We start from the raw sequence: 26,232 nt of genomic DNA on the forward strand, positions 1-26,232 counted from the left end.
CCTTGTAGGTGTAGAGAGGCTGCCGACCGGTCAGCGGATGCGATCGAGCGTCTTGTAGTAGGCGCCAGCGAAGGGCAGGAACCATGCGGTGCCGTTGTAGAGGGGGATGCGCGGCGGGGCGATGTCGCGGACGGGGCTGACCTCGGGGTGGCCGTCCATCACCTCGGCCATGACCTGCCCCATGTGGGTGGCCATCTGCACGCCGTGGCCGGCGTATCCCATGGAGTAGTAGACGCCGTCGTCGGTCTGCCCGGCGTGCACGATGCGGTCCATGGCGAAGCCGACGGAGCCGCCCCACACGTACTCGATCCTGGTACGGGAGAGCTGGGGGAAGATCTCGCACATCTCACGGAACAGGACGGCACCGCTCTTCTTGTCCGAGGTGGGGTCGGACGGCGCGAAACGGGCGCGGCCGCCGAACAGCAGCCGGTTGTCCGGGGTGAGCCGGAAGTAGTGGCAGACCTGGTTGGAGTCGACGATGAGGCGGGCCTTGGGGATGATGTCCCGGGCGAGTTCCTCGCCGAGCGGCTCGGTGACGATGATGAAGCTGCCCAGGCAGACCTGCTGGCGGCGCAGCCACGGGAAGTTCTTGTCGGTGTAGGCGTCGGTGGCCATCATGACCTGCCCGGTACGGATGACACCGCGCTCGGTGCTGACCTCGAACCGGCCGGCGGCGGTACGCCGCACGCCGATGGCCGCGTTGCGCTCGTGGATCTCGACACCGGTGCGCTCGCACGCCTCGGCCATACCGCGCACGAAACGGCCGACGTGGAGTGCGGCGCTGAACGGGTCGAGCAGGCCGCCGTGGTAGGCGTCGGATCCGATCTCGGAAGGCAGCTCGGACTTGCCGATCAGTTCGGTCTCGTGCCCGAAGTAGTTGGCCAGGTCGCGCTGCTGGGTCTTCTTGCTCTCGAAGTGCGCAGGGCGGGACGCGACGCCCAGGCGGCCGACGCGGCGGAACTGGCAGTCGATGGACTCCTCGCCCACGAGCCGCTCGACGGTGTCCACGGCCTCGCCGTAGGAGTTGTAGATCTCGCGGGCCCGTTCGAGTCCGTAACGGCGGATGGCCTGGCGCACGCCGATGGTGAAGCCCAGGTTGGCCATGCCGCCGTTGCGCGCGGAGGCGCCGGAGCCGACCTGGCCCTTCTCGACGAGGGTGACGCGGGCGCCTTTGCGGGCGGAGTGGAGGGCGGTGGAGAGGCCGGTGAGACCGGCGCCGACGACCACCAGGTCGGTGTCCTCGGTGACGGGCTTGCCGGATCGGTCGGGAAACGCCCCTGCGGTTTCCATCCAGTAGGGAATCGTCTTCATGTCGGGTCCTTAGCGGGGAGTTTCGAAGGGGGCGCGGCCGGGCAGCACCAGGGACCCGGCCGACGGCGATGTCAGCGGTGGCGCGGCCCGTGCCGGCGCGAGGCTCAGTGGCGGGTGCTACGAGGGGCCACCTGTCGGCGCCCCTGCCTACAGCACCGTTTCGAGGAAGGCCTGGGTGCGTTTCTCACGAGGGTTGGCCAGCACTTCGCGGGCGTCGCCGCGCTCGACGGCGATACCTTCGTCCATGAAGAGCACTTCGTCGGCGACCTCGCGGGCGAAGCCCATCTCGTGGGTGACGAGCAGCATGGTCATTCCGTTGCCGGCGAGGTCGCGCATGACGGCGAGTACTTCACCCACGCGTTCGGGGTCCAGCGCGCTGGTGGGTTCGTCGAACAGCATGATGGTGGGTTCCATCGCCAGCGCGCGGGCGATGGCCACGCGCTGCTGCTGGCCGCCGGAGAGTTGGGCGGGGTACTTGTGGCCACAGCCCTTGAGGCCGACCTTGGCCAGCAGCTCTTGTGCCTGCTCCCGGCAGGTGGCGCGGTCCTTCTTCTGCACCAGCACCGGTCCGGACATGACGTTGCTTTCGGCGGTCATGTTCGGGAACAGGTTGAACTGCTGGAACACCATGCCGATGCGGGCGCGTTGCTCGGCCAGCCGTTTCGGGCGGACGGCGTGGTAGGCGTCGTCCTTCTCGACGTAGCCGAAGTCCTCTCCGTTGACCTTCAGGACTCCGCGGTCGACGGTCTCCAGACCGTTGATGCACCGCAGCAGGGTGGATTTGCCGGATCCGCTGGGCCCGATGATGCAGGAGATCTCCCCGGCCGCGACGGTCAGGTCGATGTCACGCAGGACCTGGTGACGTCCGAAGCTCTTGCACAGCTTGCGTGCGACGATCGTTCCGTCGGCGTTCACAGCAGGGACTCCCTCGTGGTGGGAACGGGCTGGCCCGCCCCCGGCCCGGCCGGCGTGGCGGCCGGGGTCAGCCGCGTCCTGGTCGAGCGGGAGAAACGGCGCTCGATCATGGACTGCGGCACGCTCAGCACCAGCGTCATGATCAGGTACCAGAGGCTGGCCACGATCAGCAGCGGGATCGTCTGGTAGTTGCGGGCATAGATCGACTGTGCGCCGTTCAGCAGGTCGGCGACGCCGAGCACGCTCACCAGCGAGGTCTCCTTGAGCATGCCGATCACTTGGTTGCCGGTGGCCGGGATGACCGCCGGCATGGTCTGCGGGATGATCACACGCCGGAGCTTGGTGAACCCCGACATGCCCAAGGACTCCGCCGCCTCGTGCTGTCCCCGGGGAACCGAGGCGAACCCGCCACGGATGATCTCCGACATGTACGCGGCCTGATTCAGCGTCAGCCCCACCACGGCCGCGGTCATCGGCGTCATGATCGCGTTCACGTTCACCGGCGTGGAGATGTCGGTGAACGGGATACCGATGGAGATGTTCGGGTACAGCGCCGCGATGTTGAACCAGAAAATCAGCTGCACCAGCACCGGGGTGCCGCGGAAGAAGGCGATGTAGAGCTGGGCCAGCCCGGAAACGGGCCGCAGGTGCGACATCCGCATCACCGCCAGCACCAGCCCGAGCAGCGTGCCCAGAGCCATGCTCGCCACCGTCAGGAGGAGCGTGATCAGCAGGCCGTTGAGGATGGTCTCGGTGGTGAAGTAGCTGAACACCACCGGCCAGCGATAGTTCTCGTTCGTCACCACGGTCCACACCAGACCGGCGACGATCGCGATCGCGACGGCCCAGGCGACGTAGTCGCGCGGACGTTTCGGCGTGATCCGCTTCTTTTCTTCGGCCAGTAGTTGTGACACCGGTCGGCTCCTGGTCTTCGTACCGATCAGATCCGTGGACATGTCAGTCCTGCGGGACGGCCATGGCCGCGGTCTTGATCCCGAGGTCCTTGAGACCCCAGCGGCCCAGCGCCTCGGTGTACTTGGGGTCGTCGATGATCGACTGGATGGCGGCCTTCACCGCGGGGGTCAGCGGCGAGTCCTTCTTCAGCGCGACGGTCGCGAGCTTGGTGGCCACCAGGGGCTTGAGGACATCGAACGTCTTGGGCTGCTGCCGGGCCGCCCACTCGAGCGAGATGAAGTCGTACATCACCGCGTCGACCCGCTTGGAGACCAGCTGGGTCAGAGCGTCGTTCACGCTGGGCAGGGTCACCGACTTGATGGCCGGCTTGCCCTTGCGCGTACAGTCCTGCTTGGACAGCTGGGGCAGCCACTGCAGCTCCGCGGTGCTGCCGGAGGGGACGGCGACGCGGTGCCCGCACAGCGTGTGGGTGCCCAGCTTCTGCGGGTTGCCGTAAGGGACGGACACTCCGGTCCCGGAGTTGACGTAGCCGACCATGTCGAGCACCTTCAGCCGGTCGCTGGTGGCGCCCATGGTGGAGGCGGTGAAGTCGTACCGATCGGCCTGCAGGCCGGTGATGATGGTGTCGAACTTGACGTTGTTGATCTGCAGCTTCACGCCGAGCTTGGCGGCGATCAGCCGGGAGATGTCCGGGTTGAACCCGATCGGGGTCTTGTTGTCCGATGCCATGAACGTGGTGGGCGGGTACGACAGGTCCATGGCCACCGAGAGCTTGCCCTTGGCCTTCACCGCCGCGGGCAGCAGATTCACCGCCTTCGGGTCCGGCTTGACGCCCGCCGAGATGTCGTCGGTGTGCTCGGCCGACGCGCCGGATCCCCCACCCTGCGCCGTGCTCTTCGCCCCCACGTTCTGCGGGGTGCCGCTCGCCCCGCACGCGGCGAGCGCGAGGGCCAGGGCGGTCGTGACGATCGGGACGCCCAAGTGCCTGTTGCTGTGCATGGCGGCGGCCACAGCACCTGCGGTGCGGAGTACGGGTCTGCGGCCTGTCCGGTTGGTTTCCATGGCGGTGCCTCCTGGAGAACGCTGGGGATGCGGAGTTGCGGGGGATACGGGGAATCCGTGATGCGGGGACGACGTGGGGATCGGACGGGGGGGGCGTCGTCAGCCGACGGCCGGAAACGCGCGGGGCTCATGGGCGGCCACGCGAGACCGGGCGCCTGTCGGAAAGAAGGTGCTGAATGAGCGGGTGTGCGTCGCGGGTCAGACGCCCAGCATCTGGTTGAGCTCGTCGAGGGACTTGACGGTCACATAGTCGTAGCCGTGGGTGACCGGGTCGCAGCCGCGGTCCAGCAGGACGAGGTTGCGGAAGCCCATGTCGTGCATCGGCATCAGGTCGTAGCGGGTGTGCGAGGACACGTGGACGAAGTCCTCGGGGGCCGCGTCGAGCTGGTCGAGCATGTACTCGAACGCGGCGTAGCGGGGCTTGTAGTAGCCGGCCTGCTCGGCGGTGAAGACGGCGTGGAAGTCGGCGCCCAGCCGCGGCACGCTCTCCGCGAGGAAGGCGTCGTCGGCATTGGACAGGATCACCAGCTTGTAGTGCTCCCCCATCTTCTTCAGCGGCTCCGGCACGTCCGCGTGCGGGCCCCAGCTGCGCACGCCGTCGGCGAGCCGCTTGCCCGCGTCCGGGGCCGCCTTGACGCCCCACTTGCGGCAGACCCTCTCGAAGGCGGCCTGCAGCGTCTGCTCGTAGGGGTAGTACTTGTCGAGGATCGAGTCGTAGCGGTAGCCGCGGAACTCCTTGACGAACTGGTCCCAGTGCTCGGCCGGGATCTGGTCGCCGACGAGCTCACGTGTGATGGGGGTCATCGGCCACTCGATCAACGTGCCGTAGCAGTCGAACGAGACGTACTTCGGGCGGAACTGGAACGAGGGAATGGGCATGGAAGTGCTCCGCTTTCTTGCGTCGGGGAACGGGGCAGGGCCGATGCGCGGCCCTTTTTGGGCATGCTCACGACAGAGTTGTCAGGAGTGAGGGTGATGACGTCGACAACCGCCGGAGATCAGGCGGCGCCGACTCCTGCCGGAGCGAGGAAGTCGACAGGGTGCTGCGTGGTGCCGTCGAGCGCCAGGTCGGCGGCGATCTCTCCCATCGCGGGCGAGAACTTGAAACCGCTGCCGGAGAACCCGGCCATGACGATGATGTCGTCCTCGCCGGGGAGATGCCCGACGAGCGGGTTTCCGGACTCCGTGTAGCCCTCCATGTAGGCCGACATCCGGATGGGGTCGGGGTTCAGGTCGGGCATGAGTTCACCGATGAGCTCGCGGAAGACACCGAGTTCTTCGGGGCGGACGGTACGGTCGAGCCGATCGGGCTCGGGCACCGGCGCATGGTATTTGAAGGAGAGACCGAGCTTGACGGAGATTCCGTCGGGCGACGGGATTCCGAAGCAGTCGTGGGGTGCGGCGCGCACGAAGGAAGGGGCACCGCCCGCGAACCAGTCGTGGCGGGTGGGCAGGTGCCAGGAGCAGACCACCCGGCGGACGTCGACGGTCCGGGGGAGGTCCGGGATCAGGGTGTTGATCCAGGGGCCCACGGTCACCACGGCGGCGTCCACGTGGTCCGTGCCCAGGTCGGTCACGACCCGCACCCCGCCGCCCGCCGCGGGGACGACCTCGCGCACCGTGGTGTAGCGGTGCAGCCGGGCGCCCAGTTGCTCGGCACGGGCGGCGGCGGCCTGGATCGACGCCTCCGGCCTGATGACGGCGCCCAACCGGTCGAGGAGAGCGGTGTGTCCGTCCGGGAGCCGGTGCTGCGGGTGGCGGCGGGCCAGTTCCTCCCGGTCCAGGACCTCGTGATCCAGCCTGTGGGCGGCGCTGGTGGACAGGAGGAGGCGCATGGACGGTGAGGTGGTCTCTCCCATCACGAGGCTGCCGCTGCGGCGTCGCAGCGGCAGGCCCGTCTCCGCCTGGAGCTGCTCCCACATCCGGTCCGCCAGCCGCAGCAGCGGGATGTAGCCCGGCTCACCGAGGTGGGCGGCTCGGTAGATACGGCTCTCGCCCCCGGCCGCGCCGCGGTCGTGACCCGGTGCGTAGCGGTCGTAGCCGATGACCTCGGCTCCGCGGGCGGCCAGTCGCCACATGGCCTGGCTGCCCATGCTGCCGGCACCGATCACGGCGACGCGCTTCGGGACGCGCATGAGGTCGCTCCTCTCGATGGTGTGGTGGGTGGCAGTCGGGCCCCAGCACTGTGCGGACACCGTGCGGACCTTTCCGGTTCGCGTCCTGCTGGGGATGGCGTTCACTCTCCGCCCGGGGGAACCTGCAGGGCAACCCACACTGTGTTCCGCCTCGGGGCCTTCTTGAGACGGTCTGTCACTGCGGACGGCTGGGGCTGCCCACATGTCGGCCCCGCCCTTGTCACGATGAGTGGCCGATGCAAAGGTGAGCCCGATTCCCTTCGGATGAAAGCACCACCTATGCCACCCAGACGTCACGCAACCGGGCACTTCCCTACGCTCAGGGAGGTACTGCGCCTGCCCGTGCTCGCCGAAGGGATGCCTCGCGTGCTGGCAGGCGAGGCGCGGCTGGACAGCCCGGTGCGCTGGGTGCATGTCACCGAGCTGCTCAACCCCGCCGATTTCCTGGAGGGCGGCGAGCTGGTACTGACGACCGGCATGCCGCATCCCGAGGACGCCTCCGAGCTGCGCGGCTACGTCGACCAGCTCGCGGACGTCGGCGCGGCCGGCCTGATCGTGGAGCTCGGTTACCGGTACGAGAAGGTGCCCCACGAGCTGGTGGCGGCGTGCCGCGCCCGTGACGTGCCGCTGGTCGAGCTGGCCCGTGGCGTCCGGTTCATCGACGTCACGCAGACGGTGCACGCGCTCATCCTCGACGCCCAGGGGGCCCTGTTGCGCCGGGGGAGGGACATCCAGGACATCTTCACGGCCCTGACGCTGCGGGGCGCGGACCCCGAGGAACTGGTACACACCACCGCGGAGCTCACCGGAGCCCCCGTGGTGCTGGAGGATCTCACCCACCGGGTCCTGATGTGCGAGCTGCTCGGCCGGCCGTACGAGCCGGTGGTGTCGGCCTGGTCGCGGCGTTCGCGGGCCGCCCCGACGCCGGAGAGGATCGCGCCGAGCGGCCCGGAGGGGTGGCTGATCGCGCCGGTGCAGGACCACCACGGCCCGTGGGGGCGGCTGGTCCTGCTGGAGGACCGGCTGAGCGCCGAGCCCGACCCGGAACACGTCCTGGTGCTGGAGCGTGCGGCGGTCGCGCTGACCATGGCGCGACTGGCGGGGCAGGCCTGGTGGGAGCGCCGGGCCCACCGCTCCGTACTGCGAGACCTGTACGAACGGCGTTTCCGCTCCCCCGCGGACGCCCGCGCCCGCGCCGAGGCACTAGGGCTGCCCACCCTCGGGCACCGCCTCTTCGCCGTGGTCATCCGCCACCCGTACACCGGCACCGAGGGAGAGCACCACGACGAACGGATCGCGAAGGCGCTGACGCACACCGGTGTCCGCGCCCTGGTCGGCGAGACGGCCCCGGGCCGCATCGGTGTACTCATGGCTCTGGCACAGGCGAGCGCCTGGCAGCCGGTCGCCGAGCGGATCGGCCGCCTGACCCGGGAAGAGCTCGGGCCGCGGGCAGTCGTCGCCGTCGGCCCCGGAGTGACCGACCTCGGCGGGATCGCCCGGTCGTGGCAGGACGCGGAGCAGACGTCCGAGGCCATCACACTGGCCTCCCCGGAGCGGTGGTTCTACGTCCCCGCCGACGTCCGGCTGCCGGAGTTGCTGGGCGTCCTTCGGGAGGACACCCGTCTTCAGCGGTACGCGGAACGGCAACTGACCCGCCTCATCGAACACGACGGCCGCAACGGCGGCGATCTGCTCCCGGCACTGCGCGCCTATCTGGCGGCGGCCGGGAACAAGTCGGTCGCGGCGAAACGCGCCGGCATGTCCCGGCAGGCGTACTACCAGCGCCTGCACACCATCGAGCGGCTCCTCGGCTGCGACCTGGAATCAGGTCTGCAGCGCACGTCCCTACACGTCGCAGTGCTGGTCCTGGACGCGGGAGAAGGAGCTCTTCCCGGCGTGTGACGGGGCGCGTCGGCCGTCACACGCGTCGCCTTCGGCGACCGATGCCATCGTGTCCGACCCCGCGTTCACGTCATGGCCGGGGGCGCTCGAGCGGACTGAGCGACACCGTGACAGCTCTGTGAGACGCATCGCGTCCCCGACCGCTTGCGCGGCGGTCATGGTCCGGCCGTCGCGGCGCGCTCGCGATGGGCACGGATCTCGTCGTGGTGGTCGGCGGCCCAGCCGATCAGCGAGGTGACGATCTCGTGCAGGCCGCGGCCCAGCGGGGCGAGGGTGTACTCGACGCGCGGAGGGACCTCGGCGTAGGCGGTGCGGATGATCAGGCCGTCCTGCTGGAGCCGGCGAAGGGTGAGGCTGAGCATGCGCTGGGAAATGCCGGGGACCTGGCGCTGCAGGTCGGTGTAGCGCAGCGGTCCGGACTCCAGGACCGCGATGATCAGCATGCTCCACTTGTCGCCGACGCGGTCGAGGGTCTGGCGGATGAAGTCCATGTGCTCGGCAGGAATGGCCGCGCAGGGCCCGATCGCCGTCGCTCCTGCCGTCACCTCTGCTCCGTCGGCCGTCTCCATGGCGCACATTCCTCTCCGGCACGCACACCGGTGTGCCTTTTGTACCGCCTTCCATGCTGGTCCATCATGGCGTTACGCACAAGTAGTAAGAAATGGAGGTGCGTGATGAAGGTGGACATTTGACCGAGGTGACCTGCCCCCTGGGACGCGATCTCCGCAACCCACTTCGGCAAGGCCGAGCCGGTCTTCTCCCTGGACGACCTACTGGGGCTCTGCGACGAACTCGGCCTGGACCGCGAGCAGACCCGCCAGGCCCTCACCGACCGCCCCGGTCGTCCATCGCGACCCGGCCGCGACCCCCGTGCCGCACCTGAGCGCGGCCGGCATCACCGCGCGCACCACCGACCCGACCGCCCGCACCCCCGAACAGGTGGGCCGACGCCTCACGCCTGAGCTGACCATGGCCCCGTACGTGCCGATGCTGGCCCCGCTGCTTCCGATGCGCGAGGCGTCCATGACCAAGTCGCACGACGAGGCCCGCCGCCCGGGCTCTGCCCTGACCGGCCGGCCGGCCGCCTGATCCACCCCTGAACTGCCCGAAAGGCATTTGATCACCATGAGCAACCTCCTTGTCCTCGGCGGCAGCGGCCGCACCGGCGCCCACGTCCTGGAGCACGCGGCCCGGCGCGGCCACCACGTCCGCACCCTCGTCCGCAATCCCGACAAGGTGCAGGCACCGGCCGGCGTCGAGCTGATCCAGGGCACCCCCGCGAACATCGACGACATCCGCCGGGCCGCCGAAGGCACCGAGGGGGTGATCAGCGTGCTGAACAACGGCCGCGCCTCCGACAACCCGTGGGCCAAGCCGGTCAGCCCGCCGATGTTCATGACCGACGCCGCCCGCCACACTCTCACCGTCATGGGCGAGCAGGGCATCCGCCGCATCGTGCTGACGTCCACGCAGGGCGCGGGCGCGGACTGGGCCCGGCTCAACCCGCTGGTCAAGGCGTTCATCAAGCTGTCGAACATCAAGGCAGGCTTCGAGGACCACACCGGCGTCGACCAGGTCATCCGCGTCTCGTCCGGCATCGACTGGACCCTGGCCCGTGCCGTCACCCTGACCGACAAGCCCGCCGGTGGCCCCGTGTGGGCCGCCGCGGCCGGCACCGAAAAGCCCGGCACACGGATCAACCGCGCCGACCTCGCCCAGTTCCTCGTCCAGACGATCGAGGACGACGCATGGATCCGCAAAGCGCCCCTGGTCTGGAACACCCGCGGCTGACCCGTCCCGCCAGGCCGCGGGTGGTTTCCCTCATCAGCAGGAATCGTCCGACTCACCTCCTGGCCACTGCTCACCGCCGCCCCGCACGGGACCGACGGGGACCTCCTCCAGCACATCGGGGGAAGCGGCCTTCCCGCGCGAAGGGCTTGACCACGAGCAAGAATCTCCGGGCCGCCGGCCCATCGCGCGGGGAGTGCGGGGCCGGGCGGCACCGGTCGGCGGTCAGGCTCCGGGGTGCAGTCCGAGCCAGCCCGGTGAGGGGTCTCCCCTCACCTCACCGAAGTACAGGGCGAAGGTCTGCTTCCAGCGCTCGATCGCCGCGCGGTCGGCCATGAAGCGAGGGAAGCCGTCGAGGTTCTTGAAGCCGTTGCGGATCCCGTCCGCCTGGGTGGAGACATCGCCGCCGGCGTAGATCACGAGCTTGCCGCCTTCCGCGAGGGCGGCCTGGTAGAGCTCGTCGAGAGTCCGGTTCTCCTCGGCGCCGCCCGTGCCACGCGGCCCGTGGAGGCTTGGCCGGTGGCGGCCTGAGCGGGGGTGACGGAGGCAGCGGCGCCACCGAGTCCGAGAGCGGCGCCCGCTCCGGTGGCAAGCAGGCGGCGGCTGGGAAGGCTGCTCATGGTGGGGGTGAGCCTCTCTGTCCGTTCTGTTCGGTTGTCTGTGTGGTGCGGCTGGAGTCTGTGTGGTGCGGCTGGACCACGGCAGCGGAGCAGCAGGGCGCCCGGGTACGGCACGGGTGCCGTGCTACGGCTGTGGGGTCAGAACATGGGGTTGTCGTTGGCGCTCTTCTCGGGCATCTCCTGGATCACGTCCCAGTGCTCGACGATCTTTCCGTCGGCGACACGCCAGAAGTCCGCGACGGCCATGCCCCGGTCGCCGGGCTTGAGGTGCAGGCTGCTGTGGGTGACCACGAAGTCCGCTTCGGCGATCACGCGCTTGATGTCCAGGCGCAGGTCGGGGAACTGCCCGTGCAGCCAGTGGACATAGCCGACGAAGACACCCGGGCCGTCCTGTGCCTCGGGGTTGTGCTGGGTGTAGCTCTCGCCGAGGTGTGTGGTGGCGGCCGCCTCCGGCTGGTAGTCGTTGAATGCCTGCTCGTAGAAGGCGGTCACGAGTGCCTTGTTGTCCGCAGCGGACATGTCTGTCTCCTGTCTCGCGGTGGGTGCGGTACGACTCAGTCGGTCATGGCGTCGCGGACGAGCGCCGTGTCGACGAACTGTTCGAAGCGGACGATGAGTCCGCCGCGTACGACGAAGTGGTGGGCGACGCGGACGTCGATCGGCTTGCCCGTGGCCTTGTTGGTCGCGGTGTAACGGGCGAGGACGACGACGTTCTCGCCGTCGACGACGTAAGTGTCGTCGTGGGCTGCCCAGCCGTCCCACTCCTTGCCCAGCTGCTCCATGACATTCGAGGTGACGCCCTCGGGCGTGCGATAGGTCCCGGCCAGCGGGAAGCCGGCCGTCTCCGTCCACTCCACGTCGGGGGCGAGGGTGGCGCGCAGGGCGTCCAGGTCGCCGGCGGCCGAGGCCAGGTACTGACGCCGTACGACGTCGGCGGGAGCGGCAGAGGTGGCGAACTCGCTCATGGTCAGCCCCACTTCACCTCGCCCTTGGCGACCTTCGAGCCGATCTGGGCGGCGATCAGCATGCCGACCGACGAGCCGCACTCGCCGTACTGACCGACGAGGGCGGTCAGGCGCTCGACCACGCGCTGACCGCCCACGTCTCCCACCTGCGCAACCACCTCGCCGGACCACTCTCAGCCGAGGACCGCCGCCACCTCGAGCGCATCCTGCGCACGCTCCGCGACGCGAACGCGTAAGTTCCCGTCCTTGATCCGGATCACCGTCGCGGGCTTCGGACGCCGCTCAGAGCCTGCCTCTGACTCCCAGTGACGGTCGTCGGCTCGGTAGACGCCAGGGCGGGTGAGTGGTGGGCGGCGCCGTCCCTCCCGCCCGCCGAGAGGGAAACGGCTCAGAGCAGCTCGATCAGCATGTCGGTGAACTCGGCGGTGGTCGCGGTTCCGCCCAGGTCGCGGGTGCGGGTATCGGTCTTGGCCAGGACCGAAACGATCGCGTCCGTGACGTCCCTGGCCGCGGCGGGATGGCCGAGGTGGTCGAGCATCATGGCCGCGGACCAGATCGCACCCAGCGGGTTGGCGATGCCCTGGCCCGCGATGTCGGGCGCGGAGCCGTGCACCGGCTCGAACATCGAGGGGAAGTCCCGCTCGGGGTTGAGGTTGGCCGCCGGGGCGATGCCGATGGATCCGGCGACCGCGGCCGCGAGGTCGCTGAGGATGTCACCGAAGAGGTTGGAGGCGACGACGACGTCGAAGCGTGCGGGGTCGAGGACGAACTTGGCCGCCAGCGCGTCGATGTGCTCCTGGTCCCAGGCGACGCCGGGGTGCTCGGCGGCCCGCTCGGCGATCAGCTCGTCCCAGAACGGCATGGTGTGGATGATGCCGTTGGACTTGGTGGCGGAGGTGACCTTCCCCCGGCGGCGGGCGGCGAGCGAGAACGCGTAGTCGGCGACACGGGTGACCCCGGCCCGGGTGAACACCGCCTCCTGGACGGCCAGTTCCTCGGACGTGCCCTGGTTCAGCCGTCCGCCGATCTCGCTGTACTCGCCCTCGGCGTTCTCCCGCACGACGACGATGTCGACCTCGCCCGGCCGTGCGCCGCGCACCGGACTGTCGATGCCTTCGAAAACACGGACGGGCCGGAGGTTGACGTACTGGCGGAAGCTGCGCCGGATCGGGATCAGCAGCCCCCACAGCGAGACATGGTCGGGCACCCCCGGATATCCCACGGCGCCCAGCAGGATGGCGTCCTTGTCGCGCAGCTGATCGAGCCCGTCGGCGGGCATCATGGCGCCCTCCCGCAGGTACCGCTCGCACGACCAGTCGTACGACGTGTAGGACAGGCTGAAGCCGTGGCGGCGGCCTAGAACATCGAGCACCTGCTGTGCTGGGGGCAGTACCTCGGCGCCGATGCCGTCGCCGGGGATCAGGGCAATGCGGTGGTTCGTCATGCCGTCGATTGCAGCAAGGCGGTCCGCGGGGCGTCCAAGACGCAAAGCGGATCTGCCTCATAAGCAGTCCCTATCAGCCGTCGGCGGCCGACGTGGCCGCCGTCACGAACGCGGCGGCGGCCGGCGACAGGCTGCCGCGGCGGCTGACGAGGGCGATGTCCAAGGTGGTCTCCGGCTCGATGTCCAGGACGCGGGCGCCCAGCCGCCGGGCGACGTCCCGCCAGGAATCCGTCACCACCGCGAGCCCGACCCCGGCCAGTACCAGAGGCATGAGCGACACACGGTGCTCGGTCTCTGCTGCGACGGCGAACTCGATGCCCTGATCCCGCAGCGCGTCGACATAGGCGCGCATCCCCGTACCCGGCTGCCCGACGATCAGCCGCTGTCCCGCGAGCTCCCGGCACTCCACCGCCGTCCGGCCGGCGAACGGGCCGTCGGCCGGCACCATCAGCACAAAGCGCTGCCGCCCCAGCGCATGGGAGACGACCTCCTTGTCGGAGAGGGGACCGGCAGACGCCAAAAGCCCCAGCTCCACGGCACCCGTGCGCACCATGTCGATCACATCACGCGAGGTGAACGCCGCTTTGATCGCCACGGAGACGCCCGGATACCGGTGGCTGAAGGCACTCACCAGACTCGTCAGCGGCTCCACCGCCTGCGACGGCATCGATGCCACATCCAGGCGCCCCTCACGCAGCTCATGCACCGCCGCCACACTCGCCCGCGCCGTCTCCAGACTCCGCACGGCCTCCCGGGCAGGCTCGATCAAGGCTCTTCCGGCCTCCGTCAGGACCGCCCTGCGCCCGATGCGGTGGAACAGCTCGGAACCCAGATCACGCTCCAGCGCCCGCACGGCCTGAGACAGCGACGGCTGCGACACATACAGAGCGGAGGCCGCGCGGTTGAAACCCCCACGATCAACGATCGCCAGGAAGTACTCCAGCTGCCGAACATCCATTTCGCGTCCTCTGCCCCTCAACAAATCAGCCGACGACTCGATGGGACCCGACCATGGTTGCGTGAAGGACAGCCTCGACGAAGGACGGACCACCGTTGCACTGACCGTAGTCGTCACCGAAACGCGGTCACAGCTGACAGAGGCGCTCAACGGCCGGCTGAGGCGCGCGCAGGCCCCTGCCCGCCCCGTGGCCCCCCGGTACCGGGACGTCACGGCCGGCTGGCGATCGATCCGCGCCATGTCCCGATTCCCCAGATGGTGAAAACCGCAGGTGAGAGGACCTTCCTCCGATGCCGGAACGGCCTTCGCCGGGCCGGAGCGTCAGATGAGCGTCACACCCCCCTGACAACGTCGTTCGCACACTCCGCCCCGGACCACTTCGGCTGCCGTTCGCGATCGAAGTCCTCCCAAGCCGACCGCCGAGGCAGACGGTCTGCCTACTGCCCTTGATCAGCCTGCGTGGTCAAGGCCGCGTGCGCGGCGGCGAGGATCTCTCCGGAGAGCGGGGAGCCCTTGGTGGCCCGGGACAGGACCAGCGCACCGAACAGGGTGCAGAGCCGGACGATGCCGTCCTGGTCGTCACCGGCCAGGAAATCGGCGAAGTCGGCCACCCCCTCGGCGTAGACGCGACGGGCCTCCCTCCCCCCGCCCTCGCGCGCGATGTCGGTGGCGAGCGCGGCGACCGGGCAGCCGTCCGCCGGGTCGTCGCGGTGCTCGACGGAGAGGTAGGCGTCGATCAGCGCCTGCTGGGCGGCGGCGCGCTGCCCGTCGCACCGCTCCAGCCCGGCGCTGTAGCGTCGGGCGAGCTCGGCGAAGGCGTGGGCGGTGGCCTCGTCGACAAGCGCCTCCTTGGAGGCGAACTGCTTGTAGAAGGCGCCGTGAGTCAGACCTGCCTCCTTCATCAGGTCGGCGACGCTGACCTGCATGCCCTGCTCGCGGAACAGCCGGGACGCGGTGCCCACCACCCGCCTGCGATTCTCCTCCGCCTGCGCCTGCGATACGCGGCCCATGGCCACCTCTCATTTGGATGTCGACTGGCATCTATCATAGAGCCGTGTTTAGATTGCGCTCATAATCTAATTGGTGCGGGGGCCGACGGCACCCGCCATGACCAGGAGCGAGCATGGAACTGAAGAACGCGGTCGCGGTAGTCACCGGCGCCAACCGGGGCTTCGGGCGGCACCTGGCCGCCCAGCTCGTCGAGCACGGCGCGAAGGTGTACGGCGCGGCCCGACACCCCGAGACGGTCGACGTGCCGGGCGTCATCCCGCTGCGGCTGGACCTCACGGACGAGGCGTCGATACGAGAGGCCGCGCGCGTGGCGTCCGACGCGACGCTGCTGATCAACAACGCGGGCATCTCCACCGGCGCGTCGCTGATCGGAGGTGACGTGGCTGAGGTGCGCCGGGAGATGGAGACCAACTTCTTCGGCCCGCTCGCCGCGATGCGATCCTTCGCACCCGTCATCGAGGGCAACGGCGGCGGCGCCGTACTCAACGTCCTGTCCGCCCTGTCCTGGTTCCACCCGGCAGGACTCGGCTCCTACGCCGCGTCCAAGGCCGCCGCGTGGGCGCTGACCGATGCCACCCGCGACGAGCTGGCACCCCGCGGCATCGCCGTCTCGGCGCTGCACGTCGGGTACATGGACACCGACATGGCCGCCGCTGTGCCGGCCGATCAGAAGGTCTCCGCCGCCGACGTCGCGGCGCAGGCCCTGTACGGCATCGAGACCGGCATGCCCGAGATCCTCGCCGACGAGACCAGCCGGTACGTCAAGCAGAGCCTGTCCGCGGCACCCCAGCCGAACGCGGACTGACACTCACCCCTCCGCCCCGGCGCGACCACCTCACCCCCCTTCGTGCAAGGACATCTCATGCGTTACACGACCTTCGGCCACCGGACCGGACTGCGCATCTCCGAGTACGCGCTCGGCACCGCGAACTTCGGCACCGGCTGGGGCGCAGGCGCCGAGCCGGACGAGGCACGCCGGATCTTCGACCGGTTCGCCGAGGCCGGCGGCACCTTCCTCGACAGCGCGGACACCTACCAGTTCGGCGAGTCGGAGGAACTGACCGGAAAGCTGATCACCGCCGACCGCGACCACTTCGTCCTGGCCACGAAGTTCGCCCTCGGCGCCGCCCCGCAGCCGGACATCTCCAGGACCGGCAACAGCCGCAAGAACATGGTCGCCTCGGTCGAGGCCAGCCTGAAGCGCCTGAGCACCGACTACATCGACCTGCTGTGGGTGCACTTCCCCGACGAGCTCACGCCGATGGAGGAACTCCTGCGCGGACTCGACGACCTGGTGAGCGCCGGCAAGATCCACCACGCCGCGCTGTCCAACTTCCCCGCCTGGCGCGTCTCGCGCGCGGTGACCCTCGCGGACCTGAAGAACTGGGCCCCGATCGTGGGCATCCAGCACGAGTACAGCCTCGTCGAGCGCACCGCCGACCGTGAGCTCCTGCCCATGGCCGAGAGCCTCGGGCTCGGCGCCGCCCTGTGGTCCCCGCTCGGCGGCGGACTGCTCACCGGCAAATATCGCAGCTCCGCCCAGGGGCGCCTGAGCGACCTGGGCATGGTCATCCACACCGAGAACACGGGCCAGAAGAGTGCCGTCGTCGACACCGTTCTGGCGATCGCCGAGGAGACCGGCACGACGCCCGCCCAGGTGGCGGTGGCCTGGGTGCGCGAGCGCGCCGCCCGTTCCGTGGCCACGCTCGTCCCGATCATCGGCCCGCGCAATCTCTCCCAGCTCGACAGCTACCTCGGCGCCCTCGACGTCCAACTGACCGATGAGCAGTACATCCGCCTGGCCGAGGTCAGCGCGGTGCCGCTCGGTACGCCCCACGAGGGGATCGCCACCTCCCGGGACCGCCTCCAGGGAGGCGCCGCCGACCGCCTCACCGCTCCGGTCGTGCCGGTGGCCTGATGGGTGAACGCGGCTGAGGACGCGGTGCGCCCGCGGGCGGCCAGAGAAACGACACGAACCACCTTGCACTGGGAAAAGCCCGGGGCAAACGGAGACTCCGACCTTCACCGACGGGAAACGGAACGGAGATTGACGATGAAGGCCTTCACGGTCGAGAGATACGGCGACCAAGCCGGGATGCGCGCCGCCGACATACCCGACCCCCAGGTACGTGCCGACGACGTCCTGGTCAAGATCCACGCGGCGAGCGTCAACCCGCTGGACTTCAGGATCCGCAACGGAGACTTCAAGGCGTTCATGCCCTACCGTCTCCCGCTCGTCCTGGGCAACGACCTCGCGGGGACGGTCGTCCGGGTCGGCCCGTCCGTCACCCGCTTCGCGGTGGGCGACGAGGTCTACGCCCGGCCCGACAAGGACCGCATCGGCACCTTCGCCGAACTCATCGCCGTCCACCAGGACGACCTGGCACCCAAACCGGCCACCCTCACCATGGCCGAGGCCGCCTCCCTTCCCCTGGTCGCCCTGACCGCATGGCAGGCACTGGTCGAGCGGGCACGCGTGCAGCCGGGCCAGAAGGTCCTCATCCACGCGGGCGCCGGCGGCCTCGGCTCCATCGCCGTCCAGCTGGCCAAGGCGCTGGGCGCGCACGTGGCCACCACCGTGAGCACCGCCAAGGCCGAATTGGCCAAGGACCTCGGTGCGGACGTCGTCGTCGACTACCGCACCCAGGACTTCGAAGAGGTCCTCGACGGCTATGACGTCGTGCTCGACAGCCTCGGCGGCGAGAACCTCGCCAAGTCCCTTCGCGTTCTCAAGCCCGGCGGCACAGTCATCAGCGTCGCGGGGCCGCCCGACCCGGCCTTCGCCCGCGAACTGGGCGCGAATCCGATCCTCCGCCTGGCCATGACCGCCCTCAGCTTCAGAATCCGGCGCGACGCCAGGCGCCAAGGTGTGACGTACTCGTTCCTGTTCATGCAGGCCAGCGGCGACCAACTGCGCGAACTCAACCCCCTCATCGACACCGGGAAGATCCGCCCCGTCATCGACCGCGTCTTCCCGTTCGAAGAAACCCTCCAGGCCATGGAAATCGTCGAGAAGGGACGGGTAAAGGCCGGCAAAGTCGTCGTCGCCATGACGTGAGGGCGGGCACGAGTCCCAGGCTCCGGCCACCTCCGACAACAACAAGACCCTGCACATCCCACTCCCCCACCACACCACCCAGGACCCGGTCATGAGCACACCGTCCAGTTCCCCCGCCCCGATGTCGTACGAGAAGACGCCGAACCGCTCCGTGTCCGTGCGTGGCGTGCCCTTCGTCTACCGGCGACTCGGCCCGGACGACGGCGTCCCACTGATCCTCCTCAACCACCTGTCCGCAGTCCTGGACGACTGGGATCCCCGCGTCGTCGACGGACTCGCCGCCCGACGACCCGTGGTCACCTTCGACAACCGCGGCGTCGGCGCGTCCGGCGGCTCCACACCCGACACGATCGAGGCGATGGCCCGCGACACCGTGCTGTTCATCCAGGCCCTCGGGTACGACGGGGTCGACCTGCTCGGCCTGTCGATGGGCGGCTTCATCGCCCAGGTCATCGCGGCAGAAGAGCCCGATCTTGTTCGCAAGCTCATCCTCGCGGGCACGGGACCCGCCGGAGGCCCCGGCATCGACAAGGTCACAAGCCTCACCATCAAGGACACCGTCAAGGCCGTCCTGACCCGCAAAGACCCGAAGCAGTACCTCTTCTTCACCGACACCGCAGGCGGCCGACGGGCGGCCCACGCCTTCCTGGACCGGCTGAAGGAACGCACGGACGACCGCGACAGAGCCATCTCGCTCTCATCGTTCCGCGCCCAGCTGAAGGCCATCCACCACTGGGGCCGCCAGGCACGGGCCGATCTGGCGCGTGTCCATCAACCGGCCCTGGTGACCAACGGTGAGAGCGATCGCATGGTCCCGAGCGTCAACTCGGTCGACCTGGCGGCCCGGCTGCCCCAAGGCGAACTCGAACCCCTCTACCCCGACGCCGGGCACGGCGGGATCTTCCAGCACCACGCCAGATTCGTCCCGCGGGCGCTTGAATTCCTGGAACCGTAGCCAGCCGCCTGGCAGGTCCAGGGCCCCGCCCCAGCGTGGCGCCCCGGGGCACGCTGCGGCACCGCTTTCCCGCCATGCGGCAGCCGCCAACTTGGACGTACACCGCGGGACCGGTGCCGATGCCGGCCCTCAGCAGCCAGCCCACTGCGAGCAGCCCGTCCGTCCTTCCGCATCTTCGAGATCACCAGACCGCGAACCGTCTGCACGGCTTTGCACTCGTACTTGATCTCATCGGCCATGCGACTCCCCACCCCCTGCAGCGAACTGGTCACACCAACGGGGCGCGAGCACAGGTGACTCCACGACAGACCGGCATCACGAACTGTCGGCTCATCACCGGAAATCGCAGCACGCTGAACGCGTGTAACGGGAGACCGGAGTCGGCATGCACTTTCGAGGGCACACCTCCTGTGCCGCCTGCTGGAACGGTCGACAGGCTCGGCCTCGCCTTCACTGCGCCAGCGGCCGATCCCTTCAAGACCCGCCAGCGTCAACAACGTTCGTGATCAATACACGTGGCGCGACCGCACCTCCCTGCTGACACAACGCCTCGCGGTGCCCGACCTGACCTCACGGGGACTGCCCCAGCCCGCACGGGCCTGTACACCCGCAGTGCCCGCGAAGGAATCAACCCTGTGCTCGACCACGCTTTCGTGGACGCCGTCCGGTCCGGACAGGTCGAGCCGGTCGCAGCCGTCCAGGCGTTCGACGGGCCCGACGTGGTGCTGGCCGACGGCACACGGCTGCGACCCGACACGGTCATCGCCGCCACCGGGTACCAGCCCGCCCTGCACGACCTGGTCGGGTCCCTGGGTGTACTCAACGAGGAGGGGCAACCCCTCGTCGTAGGGGCACAGACCCGCCCCGAAGCCTCGCGCCTGTACTTCACCGGATACACCAATCCCCTCACGGGTGTCCTTCGTCAGGCCGGCGTCGAAGCGCGCGCCATCGCGCACGCGCTACGACGCGAGACCGTGCGGTCCCCCTTCTCTCTCTCCCCCCCCCGCGTCGGCGACCGCACGACCGACACACTCCACAGAGGGCACGCTTCGAGTTGACGGGGCCTCGGAAGGCTCGGGCCTTCAGTGGCGTCCCCCGCAGGGCGACAGGATGGCATCGCGCCTACGGCGACACAGTCCCTGCCCTCCTGGGCGGCCGACCAGGACCTGCCGGCCTCCCTCTCGTCAGCTGACGCCGACGGGCCGCCGCCATGGAGGCGGCTGGTGGATCGCGCCCATGCCCTGCAGCGGGTGCAGGTCGTCTCGGCGAGGAGAAGACCGGCTGCCCCGACGCGTGAAAGCGTGCGAATGCTCCGCTGAGACGTATCCCGGGGGCTCACCGCGACCTCGGCGCCTCATACGTTGATGACGCTCTGATACACGACCCATCCCACGCACCCGCTGGAGCAGCCTCAGCCACCTGACGCTCCGTCGGACAGTGTCAAATGAGCGTCAGGAAGATCGTTTCGTACGCCCCCGTGGACCCGGGACAGCGCGCCCGTCACCTCGCGAGAGGTCCCACGAGGCAGCAGGTCAAACCACCTCGCGACCGGCATTCGGGACTTCAGGGACGACTTCCCCCTGCGGCACCAGGATGTGCTCGAACAGTCGCAGCAGAGAATACGAGCCTTCGGTGCATGCCGGACTCCGGTTGGGGTACTCGCGTCGATTCGGCCTTGAACAAAGGATGGACATGGACGACGTCGCCCTTCCCGGCAGGGGCAGTGTTCCCCTGTCCGGGGATCAGGCGCATTCCGGCGCCCTGCTCGACGGAACGCTTGAAAACCTGCGGGTGTCCGCCATCGCGGTCGATGACGATGGCGTCATCATCGCGGTCAACAGTGCGGCCCAAAGCCTGCTGGGCAGGGAAGCCTCGGAACTCGTCGGTCAGGACTTCCACGACCTGCTGCACCGGGACAGATACGGGCACCCGGTGCCGCGCACGCGCTGCCGGATACGAAAGGCGCTCCTCACGGGGGACACCAAGCATGGCGACACCGAGTGGTTCGCTCGCGGGGACGGCACTCTCGTACAGCTGTCCTGGCTGGTCACGCCCTACTCACCCGGTCCCGGCGGGACAGGTGCGCTGGCGATGCTGTACGCGCCGGAGCAGCCTGACGTTCGCCCCAGCGACGGCGGGCATTCCGCGCCGCTGACGGAACTGGACCGACTGGCTCTGCTGGCGGAGACGACCACGCAGCTCACATCCACCCTGGACGTCGACGAGGCGCTGCACCGGCTGGCGGCCCTGACCGTACCCCGGCTCGCCGACTGGGCAGTGTTCGACCTGCTCACCGAACGGGACGAAGTACGACGTGTTCTCGTGATGGAGCACAAGGACGGCATTCTCGTCGAGCGGGACGATCTGCAAGGACCGATGCCTCCCGTGCTGGCGGAGTCGCCGATGCCCCTGTCACGGGCCCTGCGCGGCGCCGCCTCCTCCCTCGCCGGCCCCGCCACGTACCATGGTCCGCCCGACTCCGGCATAGCGGTCGAGCAGCAGCGCCTGTTCACCGCGACAGGTATGCACTCCGCCGTCATCGCACCCATTCGCGGGCTGCGCGACGTACTCGGCGCCCTGACCCTGGGCCGCGCCGAGCGTCATGACGCCTTCACCCCTGCCGACCTGCCGCTGCTGGAGGACCTCACTCGCAGGGCGGGCCTGGCGCTGGACAACGCACGCCTGTATCAGCGCCAGCGGAAAGTCGCCGAGACCATGCAACGGCACCTGCTGCCCCAGCTTCCCGTCCTGCCCGGACTGGAGATGACCGCGCGCTACGTACCCGCTCCGGACGCCTCCGCCGTGGGCGGTGACTGGTACGACGCCTTCGCTCTGGCTGCCCCCGCCCACGCACTGGCCATCGGCGACGTCGTCGGACACGATCTCGACGCCGCAGCAGGTATGGCGCAGGTCCGCAACATGCTGCGCGCCTTCGCCTGGTCCCACCCCGAGGCCACACCCAGCGCCGTCGTCACACGGCTCGACGAGGCAGTGATGCACATAGCCGAGGTCCCCATGGCCACCATGATCCTCGCCAGGCTCACCCTCGGCGACGACACACTGTGGCGCCTACGCTGGACGAACGCCGGCCACCCGCCGCCCCTGCTCATCACCCACGACGGCCAGACCCGCTACCTCGACGACGCCCACGGCATACTCCTCGGCACCGGAGTCACCAGCCCTCGCCCCGACGCCGTCACGGTCCTGCCACCCCAGGCCACGCTCCTGCTCTACACCGACGGACTGGTCGAATCCCCTCACCACTCCATCGATCACGGGCTTGACCGGCTGCGCCGACACGCGGCCTCCCTCGCCCACCGCCCCCTCGACTCCTTCTGCGACTTGCTGCTGGACCAGGTACGCCCCAGTGACAACGATGACGACGTCGCCATGATCGCGCTGCGCACACCCCCTCCCGCAGGACCCGCCTGACCGGGCGCGGGCAGATCGAGTGGGCGGAACGGGATACGGTCGAAGCTCCTGAGCCGGTGGGCTGAGGCTTCGAACGCCTCTCTCCACCGCGAGAACGTCGCGCGCCGCGGGCCCCGCACTGCCCCGCCGGTGAGCGGGGCCAGAACGCGGTCCTTGACGTCACCTGGGAAGTCGCCCTGCCGACGAAGGAGGAACTACCGGCGAGCCTCAGCAATATAGAGAAACAGCAAGTCAGAGCCGTTTTGCTGCAGGCTCCAAGATTGCCACGCACTCCACGTGCGACGTCATCGGAAACAGATCAAACGCCCGAAGCATCCGCACCCGATATCCCCCATCCCGGAAATACCCCAAGTCCCGAGCCAACGCCGCCGGATCGCAAGCCACATACGCGATCCGACGCGCCCCCAGCGACGACAGATGCTCCACCGTCTTCCGCCCCGCCCCCGCCCGCGGCGGATCCAGGACGATCAGGTCGACCTCCGTGATGCCCGTGCGCGGCAACACGCTCTCGACCTTGCCCTGTTCGATACGCACGCGGTCGAACTCGGCGAGATTGTGCCGGGCGTCCTCCACCGCGCGCTTTCCGGACTCGATGCCGAGGACCGCCCCGCCCTCGCCGACCCGGTCGGCGAGGGCGCCCGCGAAGAGGCCGACGCCGCAGTAGAGGTCGAGGGCCATGTCGCCCTTGCGCGGCAGCAGGCCCTGCATGACCGCCGTCACCAGAGTGTCGGCGGACTTCGGGTGGACCTGCCAGAAGCCGCCGCCCCCGACCCGGTGGGTCCGGCCGTCCGCGCGCTCGCGGACGAAGGGGCGGCCATGGACACGGTGGACGCCGCCGGAGCGTTCGTCCACCCGCAGGACGGACACGGGGCGGTCCAGTTCGACCAGCGGCAGGCGCGCGCCCGGCTTCGGCGTCAGGACCACCTGGCGGTCCTGGGAGCCCGTCGCCGCGATCGCCTCGACGGAGTCCATGCCGGTCCAGTCGCGCTTCTCGATACCCAACTCGCTGACGCCCTCCGCGGCGATCATGCAGTGGTCGATCGGCTCGACCTCGTGGGAGCGGTGCCGGCGCAGGCCCGCACGGCCGTCGGCGGTGACGGCGTACTGGACTCGGGTGCGCCACGCGGGGACCTGGCCCGCGGGCAGCTTGTCGCCCTCGGCGGGCACCACGGTGCCGTCCCAGCCGGCCTCCTCCGGTGTGAGCCCGGCGAGCCGCTGGAGCTGTTCGGCGATGACGTCGGCCTTCAGGCGCCGCTGCGCGCCCGGCTTGGCGTGCTGCCAGTCGCAGCCGCCGCAGCGGCCGGGGCCGGCGAACGGGCAGGGCACGTCGATCCTGTCCTTGGAGGCGTCCAGGATGTCCACCGCGTCCGCGCGCAGGAAACGGGCGCCCTCCTCGCCCTCCGTCACCCGCGCCACGACCCGCTCACCGGGCAGCGCGTGCCGTACGAACAGCACCTGGCCCTCGGACGTACGGGCGATGCAGTGACCGCCGTGGGCGACGGGGCCGACCTCGACCTCGTGCTCCTCCCCCACCAGCGACTTCCTCGGTTCTGCCTGCATGGCGGGGTGACTCCAAAACACGTGAGGGGGATGGGCCGAACGGAAACGGCCGGACAACAGCCCACCAGTCTACGTGGCTGCGCCCGGCCGCATCACAAGCCGTCTGCCCCGAAGGCCCCCGAAGGCCTGCCTCAGCCCTTCGGCTCCGAGGACTCCTTCGACCGAACCTGCGCCGGCCCCCGCCGCACCGACCCCGGCGCGTTCCAGTCCTGCTGCCTGCGGGCCCGCTTCTTGGCCGCCTCGGAGGACTGGAGCTGGTACGGCACCGAGGTCACCATGATGCCCGGTGTGAAGAGCAGCCGGCCCTTCAGACGCAGCGCGCTCTGGTTGTGCAGCAGGTGCTCGTACCAGTGGCCGACGACGTACTCGGGGATGATCACGGACACCGCGTCGCGCGGCGACTCCTTGCGCAGCCCCTTGACGTATTCGATGATCGGCCGCGTGATCTCGCGGTAGGGCGAGTCCAGGACCTTCAGCGGTACGTCGATGCCGCGCCGCTCCCACTCGGCCCGCAGCGCCTTGGTCTCCGCCGGGTCGACGTTGACGCTCAGCGCCTCCAGGCTGTCCGAGCGCATCAGCTTGGCGTAGGCCAGGGCGCGCAGGGTCGGGCGGTGGATCTTGGAGATCAGGACGACGGAGTGGATCCGGGAGGGCCGCACGCTGTCGTCGCTCGGTCCCTCGGGGGCGGCGATCTCCTCGGCGACCCTGTCGTAGTGCTTACGGATGGCCGTCATCGTCGCGTAGAAGATCACCATGCCGAGCAGGGCGACCCACGCGCCGTGCGTGAACTTGGTGACGAGGACGACGACCAGCACCAGGCCGGTGAAGAAGGCGCCGAAGGCGTTGATCGCGCGGGAGCGGATCATGTGGCGGCGCTTGGCCTGGTCCTTCTCGGTGGCCAGGTGGCGGTTCCAGTGCCGGACCATGCCGGTCTGGCTGAGCGTGAAGGACACGAACACGCCGACGATGTACAGCTGGATCAGGCGCGTGGAGTCGGCGCCGTAGATCCCCACCAGGAGTCCGGCGGCGCCCGCGAGGAGCACGATGCCGTTGGAGAAGGCGAGGCGGTCGCCGCGGGTGTGCAGCTGGCGCGGGAGGTAGCGGTCCTGGGCGAGGATCGAGCCGAGCAGCGGGAAGCCGTTGTAGGCGGTGTTCGCGGCGAGGAACAGCACCAGCGCGGTGGCCGCGGCCAGGATGATGAAGAGGAAGCTGCCCTTGCCGAAGACGGCCTCGGCGACCTGGGAGATCACCGGGTTCTGGACGTAGTCCGCGCCGAGGGGCACGCCGTTGTGGATGAGGTCCTTGGCCGGGTTCTCGGCCATGCGGACGTCGGTGGCGGCGGCCAGCGCGATGATGCCGCAGAACATGGTGACGGCCAGCAGGCCCATCATCGCGAGGGTGGTCGCCGCGTTCTTGGACTTGGGCTTGCGGAAGGCCGGGACGCCGTTGGAGATCGCCTCGACGCCGGTGAGGGCGGCACAGCCGGAGGAGAAGGCCCGTAGCAGCAGGAAGACCAGGGCGAAGCCCGCCAGCCCCTGGTGCTCGGGTTTGATGACGTAGTCCGCCGTCGGGGCCCGCATGGTGTCGTCCAGGACCAGTCCGCGGAAGGCACCCCAGGCGATCATGGTGAAGACGCCCGCGACGAAGACGTACGTCGGAATCGCGAACAGCGAGCCCGACTCCTTCACGCCGCGCAGGTTCATCAGCGTCAGCAGCACGATCACGCCGATCGCGCAGAGCACCTTGTGCTCGACCACGAACGGGATCGCCGAGCCCAGGTTCTCGATGCCGGAGGAGATCGACACCGCGACGGTGAGGACGTAGTCGACGAGCAGCGCGCTGGCGACCGTGAGGCCCGCCTTGGGGCCGAGGTTGGTGTTGGCCACCTCGTAGTCGCCGCCGCCGCTGGGGTAGGCGTGCACGTTCTGCCGGTACGAGGCCACCACGGTGAACATCAATACGACGACCGCGACGGCGATCCACGGACTGAAGTGGTACGCCGTCACGCCCGCGATGGACAGGACCAGCAGCACCTCCCCGGGCGCATACGCCACGGAGGACAGCGGGTCGGAGGCGAAGACGGGGAGTGCGATGCGCTTCGGCAGGAGGGTCTCCCCCAGCCGGTCGCTGCGCAGTGCGCGCCCGATCAGGATCCGCTTGGGCACGTCGGTCAGTTTGGACACAACAGAGGATCGTAAGCG

The 26,232-nt window shown here is 69.4% G+C and carries 24 protein-coding genes and 1 pseudogene; 9 read left to right on the top strand and 16 right to left on the bottom strand.

What is annotated here, in order from left to right; genetic code table 11:
- Nucleotides 1–30: 30 nt before the first annotated feature.
- From ACFZBT_RS10890 to solA, 6 genes are all read right to left on the bottom strand, one after another.
- The gene (locus ACFZBT_RS10890) at nt 31–1,311 is read right to left on the bottom strand and encodes an FAD-dependent oxidoreductase (RefSeq protein WP_391101150.1); all 1,281 of its coding nucleotides are present in this window, start codon (nt 1,309–1,311) and stop codon (nt 31–33) included.
- A gap of 147 nt (nt 1,312–1,458) precedes the next feature.
- The gene (locus ACFZBT_RS10895) at nt 1,459–2,226 is read right to left on the bottom strand and encodes an ATP-binding cassette domain-containing protein (protein ID WP_391101153.1); all 768 of its coding nucleotides are present in this window, start codon (nt 2,224–2,226) and stop codon (nt 1,459–1,461) included.
- Nucleotides 2,223–3,140: an ABC transporter permease subunit gene (locus tag ACFZBT_RS10900; protein ID WP_391101155.1), complete on the bottom strand. Its 918-nt coding sequence runs from the start codon at nt 3,138–3,140 to the stop codon at nt 2,223–2,225. Before ACFZBT_RS10900 ends, ACFZBT_RS10895 begins: the two co-directional genes overlap by 4 nt.
- 43 nt (nt 3,141–3,183) lie before the next feature.
- Nucleotides 3,184–4,140: a transporter substrate-binding domain-containing protein gene (locus ACFZBT_RS10905; RefSeq protein WP_391101157.1), complete on the bottom strand. Its 957-nt coding sequence runs from the start codon at nt 4,138–4,140 to the stop codon at nt 3,184–3,186.
- Between the two features lie 261 nt (nt 4,141–4,401).
- Nucleotides 4,402–5,082, bottom strand: coding sequence for a haloacid dehalogenase type II (locus tag ACFZBT_RS10910; RefSeq protein ID WP_391101160.1), 681 nt, complete (start codon nt 5,080–5,082; stop codon nt 4,402–4,404).
- A gap of 119 nt (nt 5,083–5,201) precedes the next feature.
- The gene (gene solA / locus ACFZBT_RS10915; protein WP_391101162.1) at nt 5,202–6,338 is read right to left on the bottom strand and encodes an N-methyl-L-tryptophan oxidase; all 1,137 of its coding nucleotides are present in this window, start codon (nt 6,336–6,338) and stop codon (nt 5,202–5,204) included.
- 264 nt (nt 6,339–6,602) lie between these two features.
- Between solA and ACFZBT_RS10920 the strand changes: the two genes are divergently transcribed.
- On the top strand, nt 6,603–8,240 hold the full coding sequence (locus ACFZBT_RS10920) for a PucR family transcriptional regulator ligand-binding domain-containing protein (RefSeq protein WP_391101164.1): 1,638 nt from the start codon (nt 6,603–6,605) through the stop codon (nt 8,238–8,240).
- A gap of 155 nt (nt 8,241–8,395) precedes the next feature.
- On the opposite strand, the gene ACFZBT_RS10925 is transcribed toward ACFZBT_RS10920, so the two are convergent.
- Nucleotides 8,396–8,809: a winged helix-turn-helix transcriptional regulator gene (locus ACFZBT_RS10925; RefSeq protein ID WP_391101166.1), complete on the bottom strand. Its 414-nt coding sequence runs from the start codon at nt 8,807–8,809 to the stop codon at nt 8,396–8,398.
- Nucleotides 8,810–9,110: 301 nt separating this feature from the next.
- Between ACFZBT_RS10925 and ACFZBT_RS10930 the strand changes: the two genes are divergently transcribed.
- The gene (locus ACFZBT_RS10930) at nt 9,111–9,329 is read left to right on the top strand and encodes a hypothetical protein (protein WP_391101168.1); all 219 of its coding nucleotides are present in this window, start codon (nt 9,111–9,113) and stop codon (nt 9,327–9,329) included.
- A 36-nt stretch (nt 9,330–9,365) separates the two neighbouring features.
- Nucleotides 9,366–10,031 (top strand): NAD(P)H-binding protein, encoded by a 666-nt coding sequence (locus ACFZBT_RS10935; protein ID WP_391101171.1) that lies wholly within the window; start codon nt 9,366–9,368, stop codon nt 10,029–10,031.
- A gap of 222 nt (nt 10,032–10,253) precedes the next feature.
- Here ACFZBT_RS10935 and ACFZBT_RS10940 read toward each other — a convergent pair.
- From ACFZBT_RS10940 to ACFZBT_RS10970, 7 genes and pseudogenes are all read right to left on the bottom strand, one after another.
- A pseudogene (locus ACFZBT_RS10940) lies at nt 10,254–10,388 on the bottom strand (ABC transporter substrate-binding protein); the annotation flags it as partial.
- A gap of 398 nt (nt 10,389–10,786) precedes the next feature.
- A complete protein-coding gene (locus tag ACFZBT_RS10945; RefSeq protein ID WP_391101173.1) occupies nt 10,787–11,167 on the bottom strand; it encodes a nuclear transport factor 2 family protein in 381 nt (126 codons plus the stop codon).
- A gap of 35 nt (nt 11,168–11,202) precedes the next feature.
- Complete coding sequence (locus tag ACFZBT_RS10950) at nt 11,203–11,613, bottom strand: nuclear transport factor 2 family protein (protein ID WP_391101176.1); 411 nt, start codon at nt 11,611–11,613, stop codon at nt 11,203–11,205.
- A 2-nt stretch (nt 11,614–11,615) separates the two neighbouring features.
- Entirely contained in the window at nt 11,616–11,750 is a 135-nt protein-coding gene (locus tag ACFZBT_RS10955; protein WP_391101178.1) for a hypothetical protein, read from the bottom strand.
- A 251-nt stretch (nt 11,751–12,001) separates the two neighbouring features.
- A complete protein-coding gene (locus tag ACFZBT_RS10960) occupies nt 12,002–13,057 on the bottom strand; it encodes a tartrate dehydrogenase (RefSeq protein WP_391101180.1) in 1,056 nt (351 codons plus the stop codon).
- Between the two features lie 73 nt (nt 13,058–13,130).
- Complete coding sequence (locus tag ACFZBT_RS10965) at nt 13,131–14,015, bottom strand: LysR substrate-binding domain-containing protein (protein WP_391101182.1); 885 nt, start codon at nt 14,013–14,015, stop codon at nt 13,131–13,133.
- A 437-nt stretch (nt 14,016–14,452) separates the two neighbouring features.
- The gene (locus tag ACFZBT_RS10970) at nt 14,453–15,025 is read right to left on the bottom strand and encodes a TetR family transcriptional regulator (RefSeq protein WP_391101184.1); all 573 of its coding nucleotides are present in this window, start codon (nt 15,023–15,025) and stop codon (nt 14,453–14,455) included.
- Nucleotides 15,026–15,138: 113 nt separating this feature from the next.
- On the opposite strand from ACFZBT_RS10970, the gene ACFZBT_RS10975 reads away from it, so the two are divergent.
- The 6 genes from ACFZBT_RS10975 (at nt 15,139) to ACFZBT_RS11000 (ending at nt 22,471) form a co-directional block, all read left to right on the top strand.
- The gene (locus ACFZBT_RS10975) at nt 15,139–15,831 is read left to right on the top strand and encodes an SDR family oxidoreductase (RefSeq protein WP_391101187.1); all 693 of its coding nucleotides are present in this window, start codon (nt 15,139–15,141) and stop codon (nt 15,829–15,831) included.
- Nucleotides 15,832–15,888: 57 nt separating this feature from the next.
- Nucleotides 15,889–16,944, top strand: a complete 1,056-nt coding sequence (locus ACFZBT_RS10980) for an aldo/keto reductase (protein WP_391101189.1) — start codon at nt 15,889–15,891, stop codon at nt 16,942–16,944.
- 135 nt (nt 16,945–17,079) lie between these two features.
- Nucleotides 17,080–18,084, top strand: coding sequence for a zinc-binding dehydrogenase (locus ACFZBT_RS10985; RefSeq protein WP_391101192.1), 1,005 nt, complete (start codon nt 17,080–17,082; stop codon nt 18,082–18,084).
- Between the two features lie 91 nt (nt 18,085–18,175).
- Nucleotides 18,176–19,039 (top strand): alpha/beta fold hydrolase, encoded by an 864-nt coding sequence (locus tag ACFZBT_RS10990; protein ID WP_391101194.1) that lies wholly within the window; start codon nt 18,176–18,178, stop codon nt 19,037–19,039.
- Between the two features lie 635 nt (nt 19,040–19,674).
- Nucleotides 19,675–20,097, top strand: coding sequence for a hypothetical protein (locus ACFZBT_RS10995; RefSeq protein WP_391101197.1), 423 nt, complete (start codon nt 19,675–19,677; stop codon nt 20,095–20,097).
- A gap of 634 nt (nt 20,098–20,731) precedes the next feature.
- Nucleotides 20,732–22,471, top strand: coding sequence for a SpoIIE family protein phosphatase (locus tag ACFZBT_RS11000; RefSeq protein ID WP_391101199.1), 1,740 nt, complete (start codon nt 20,732–20,734; stop codon nt 22,469–22,471).
- A 231-nt stretch (nt 22,472–22,702) separates the two neighbouring features.
- On the opposite strand, the gene ACFZBT_RS11005 is transcribed toward ACFZBT_RS11000, so the two are convergent.
- The gene (locus tag ACFZBT_RS11005; protein WP_391101202.1) at nt 22,703–24,031 is read right to left on the bottom strand and encodes a TRAM domain-containing protein; all 1,329 of its coding nucleotides are present in this window, start codon (nt 24,029–24,031) and stop codon (nt 22,703–22,705) included.
- A 131-nt stretch (nt 24,032–24,162) separates the two neighbouring features.
- On the bottom strand, nt 24,163–26,214 hold the full coding sequence (locus ACFZBT_RS11010) for an amino acid permease (RefSeq protein ID WP_391101204.1): 2,052 nt from the start codon (nt 26,212–26,214) through the stop codon (nt 24,163–24,165).
- Between the last annotated feature and the right edge of the window lie 18 nt (nt 26,215–26,232).

The organism is Streptomyces sp. NPDC008137 (assembly GCF_042957035.1).
Taxonomy (GTDB): domain Bacteria; phylum Actinomycetota; class Actinomycetes; order Streptomycetales; family Streptomycetaceae; genus Streptomyces.

Coding starts and splice junctions, on each gene's coding strand:
- ACFZBT_RS10960 (WP_391101180.1), bottom strand. CDS start 13,057: ATGACGAACCACCGCATTGCCCTGATCCCCGGCGACGGCATCGGCGCC.
- ACFZBT_RS10905 (WP_391101157.1), bottom strand. CDS start 4,140: ATGCACAGCAACAGGCACTTGGGCGTCCCGATCGTCACGACCGCCCTG.
- ACFZBT_RS10935 (WP_391101171.1), top strand. CDS start 9,366: ATGAGCAACCTCCTTGTCCTCGGCGGCAGCGGCCGCACCGGCGCCCAC.
- ACFZBT_RS10925 (WP_391101166.1), bottom strand. CDS start 8,809: ATGGAGACGGCCGACGGAGCAGAGGTGACGGCAGGAGCGACGGCGATC.
- ACFZBT_RS10890 (WP_391101150.1), bottom strand. CDS start 1,311: ATGAAGACGATTCCCTACTGGATGGAAACCGCAGGGGCGTTTCCCGAC.
- ACFZBT_RS11005 (WP_391101202.1), bottom strand. CDS start 24,031: ATGCAGGCAGAACCGAGGAAGTCGCTGGTGGGGGAGGAGCACGAGGTC.
- ACFZBT_RS10965 (WP_391101182.1), bottom strand. CDS start 14,015: ATGGATGTTCGGCAGCTGGAGTACTTCCTGGCGATCGTTGATCGTGGG.
- ACFZBT_RS10970 (WP_391101184.1), bottom strand. CDS start 15,025: ATGGGCCGCGTATCGCAGGCGCAGGCGGAGGAGAATCGCAGGCGGGTG.
- ACFZBT_RS10950 (WP_391101176.1), bottom strand. CDS start 11,613: ATGAGCGAGTTCGCCACCTCTGCCGCTCCCGCCGACGTCGTACGGCGT.
- ACFZBT_RS10980 (WP_391101189.1), top strand. CDS start 15,889: ATGCGTTACACGACCTTCGGCCACCGGACCGGACTGCGCATCTCCGAG.
- ACFZBT_RS10910 (WP_391101160.1), bottom strand. CDS start 5,082: ATGCCCATTCCCTCGTTCCAGTTCCGCCCGAAGTACGTCTCGTTCGAC.
- ACFZBT_RS10990 (WP_391101194.1), top strand. CDS start 18,176: ATGAGCACACCGTCCAGTTCCCCCGCCCCGATGTCGTACGAGAAGACG.
- ACFZBT_RS11000 (WP_391101199.1), top strand. CDS start 20,732: ATGGACGACGTCGCCCTTCCCGGCAGGGGCAGTGTTCCCCTGTCCGGG.
- ACFZBT_RS10945 (WP_391101173.1), bottom strand. CDS start 11,167: ATGTCCGCTGCGGACAACAAGGCACTCGTGACCGCCTTCTACGAGCAG.
- ACFZBT_RS10985 (WP_391101192.1), top strand. CDS start 17,080: ATGAAGGCCTTCACGGTCGAGAGATACGGCGACCAAGCCGGGATGCGC.
- solA (WP_391101162.1), bottom strand. CDS start 6,338: ATGCGCGTCCCGAAGCGCGTCGCCGTGATCGGTGCCGGCAGCATGGGC.
- ACFZBT_RS10920 (WP_391101164.1), top strand. CDS start 6,603: ATGAAAGCACCACCTATGCCACCCAGACGTCACGCAACCGGGCACTTC.
- ACFZBT_RS10975 (WP_391101187.1), top strand. CDS start 15,139: ATGGAACTGAAGAACGCGGTCGCGGTAGTCACCGGCGCCAACCGGGGC.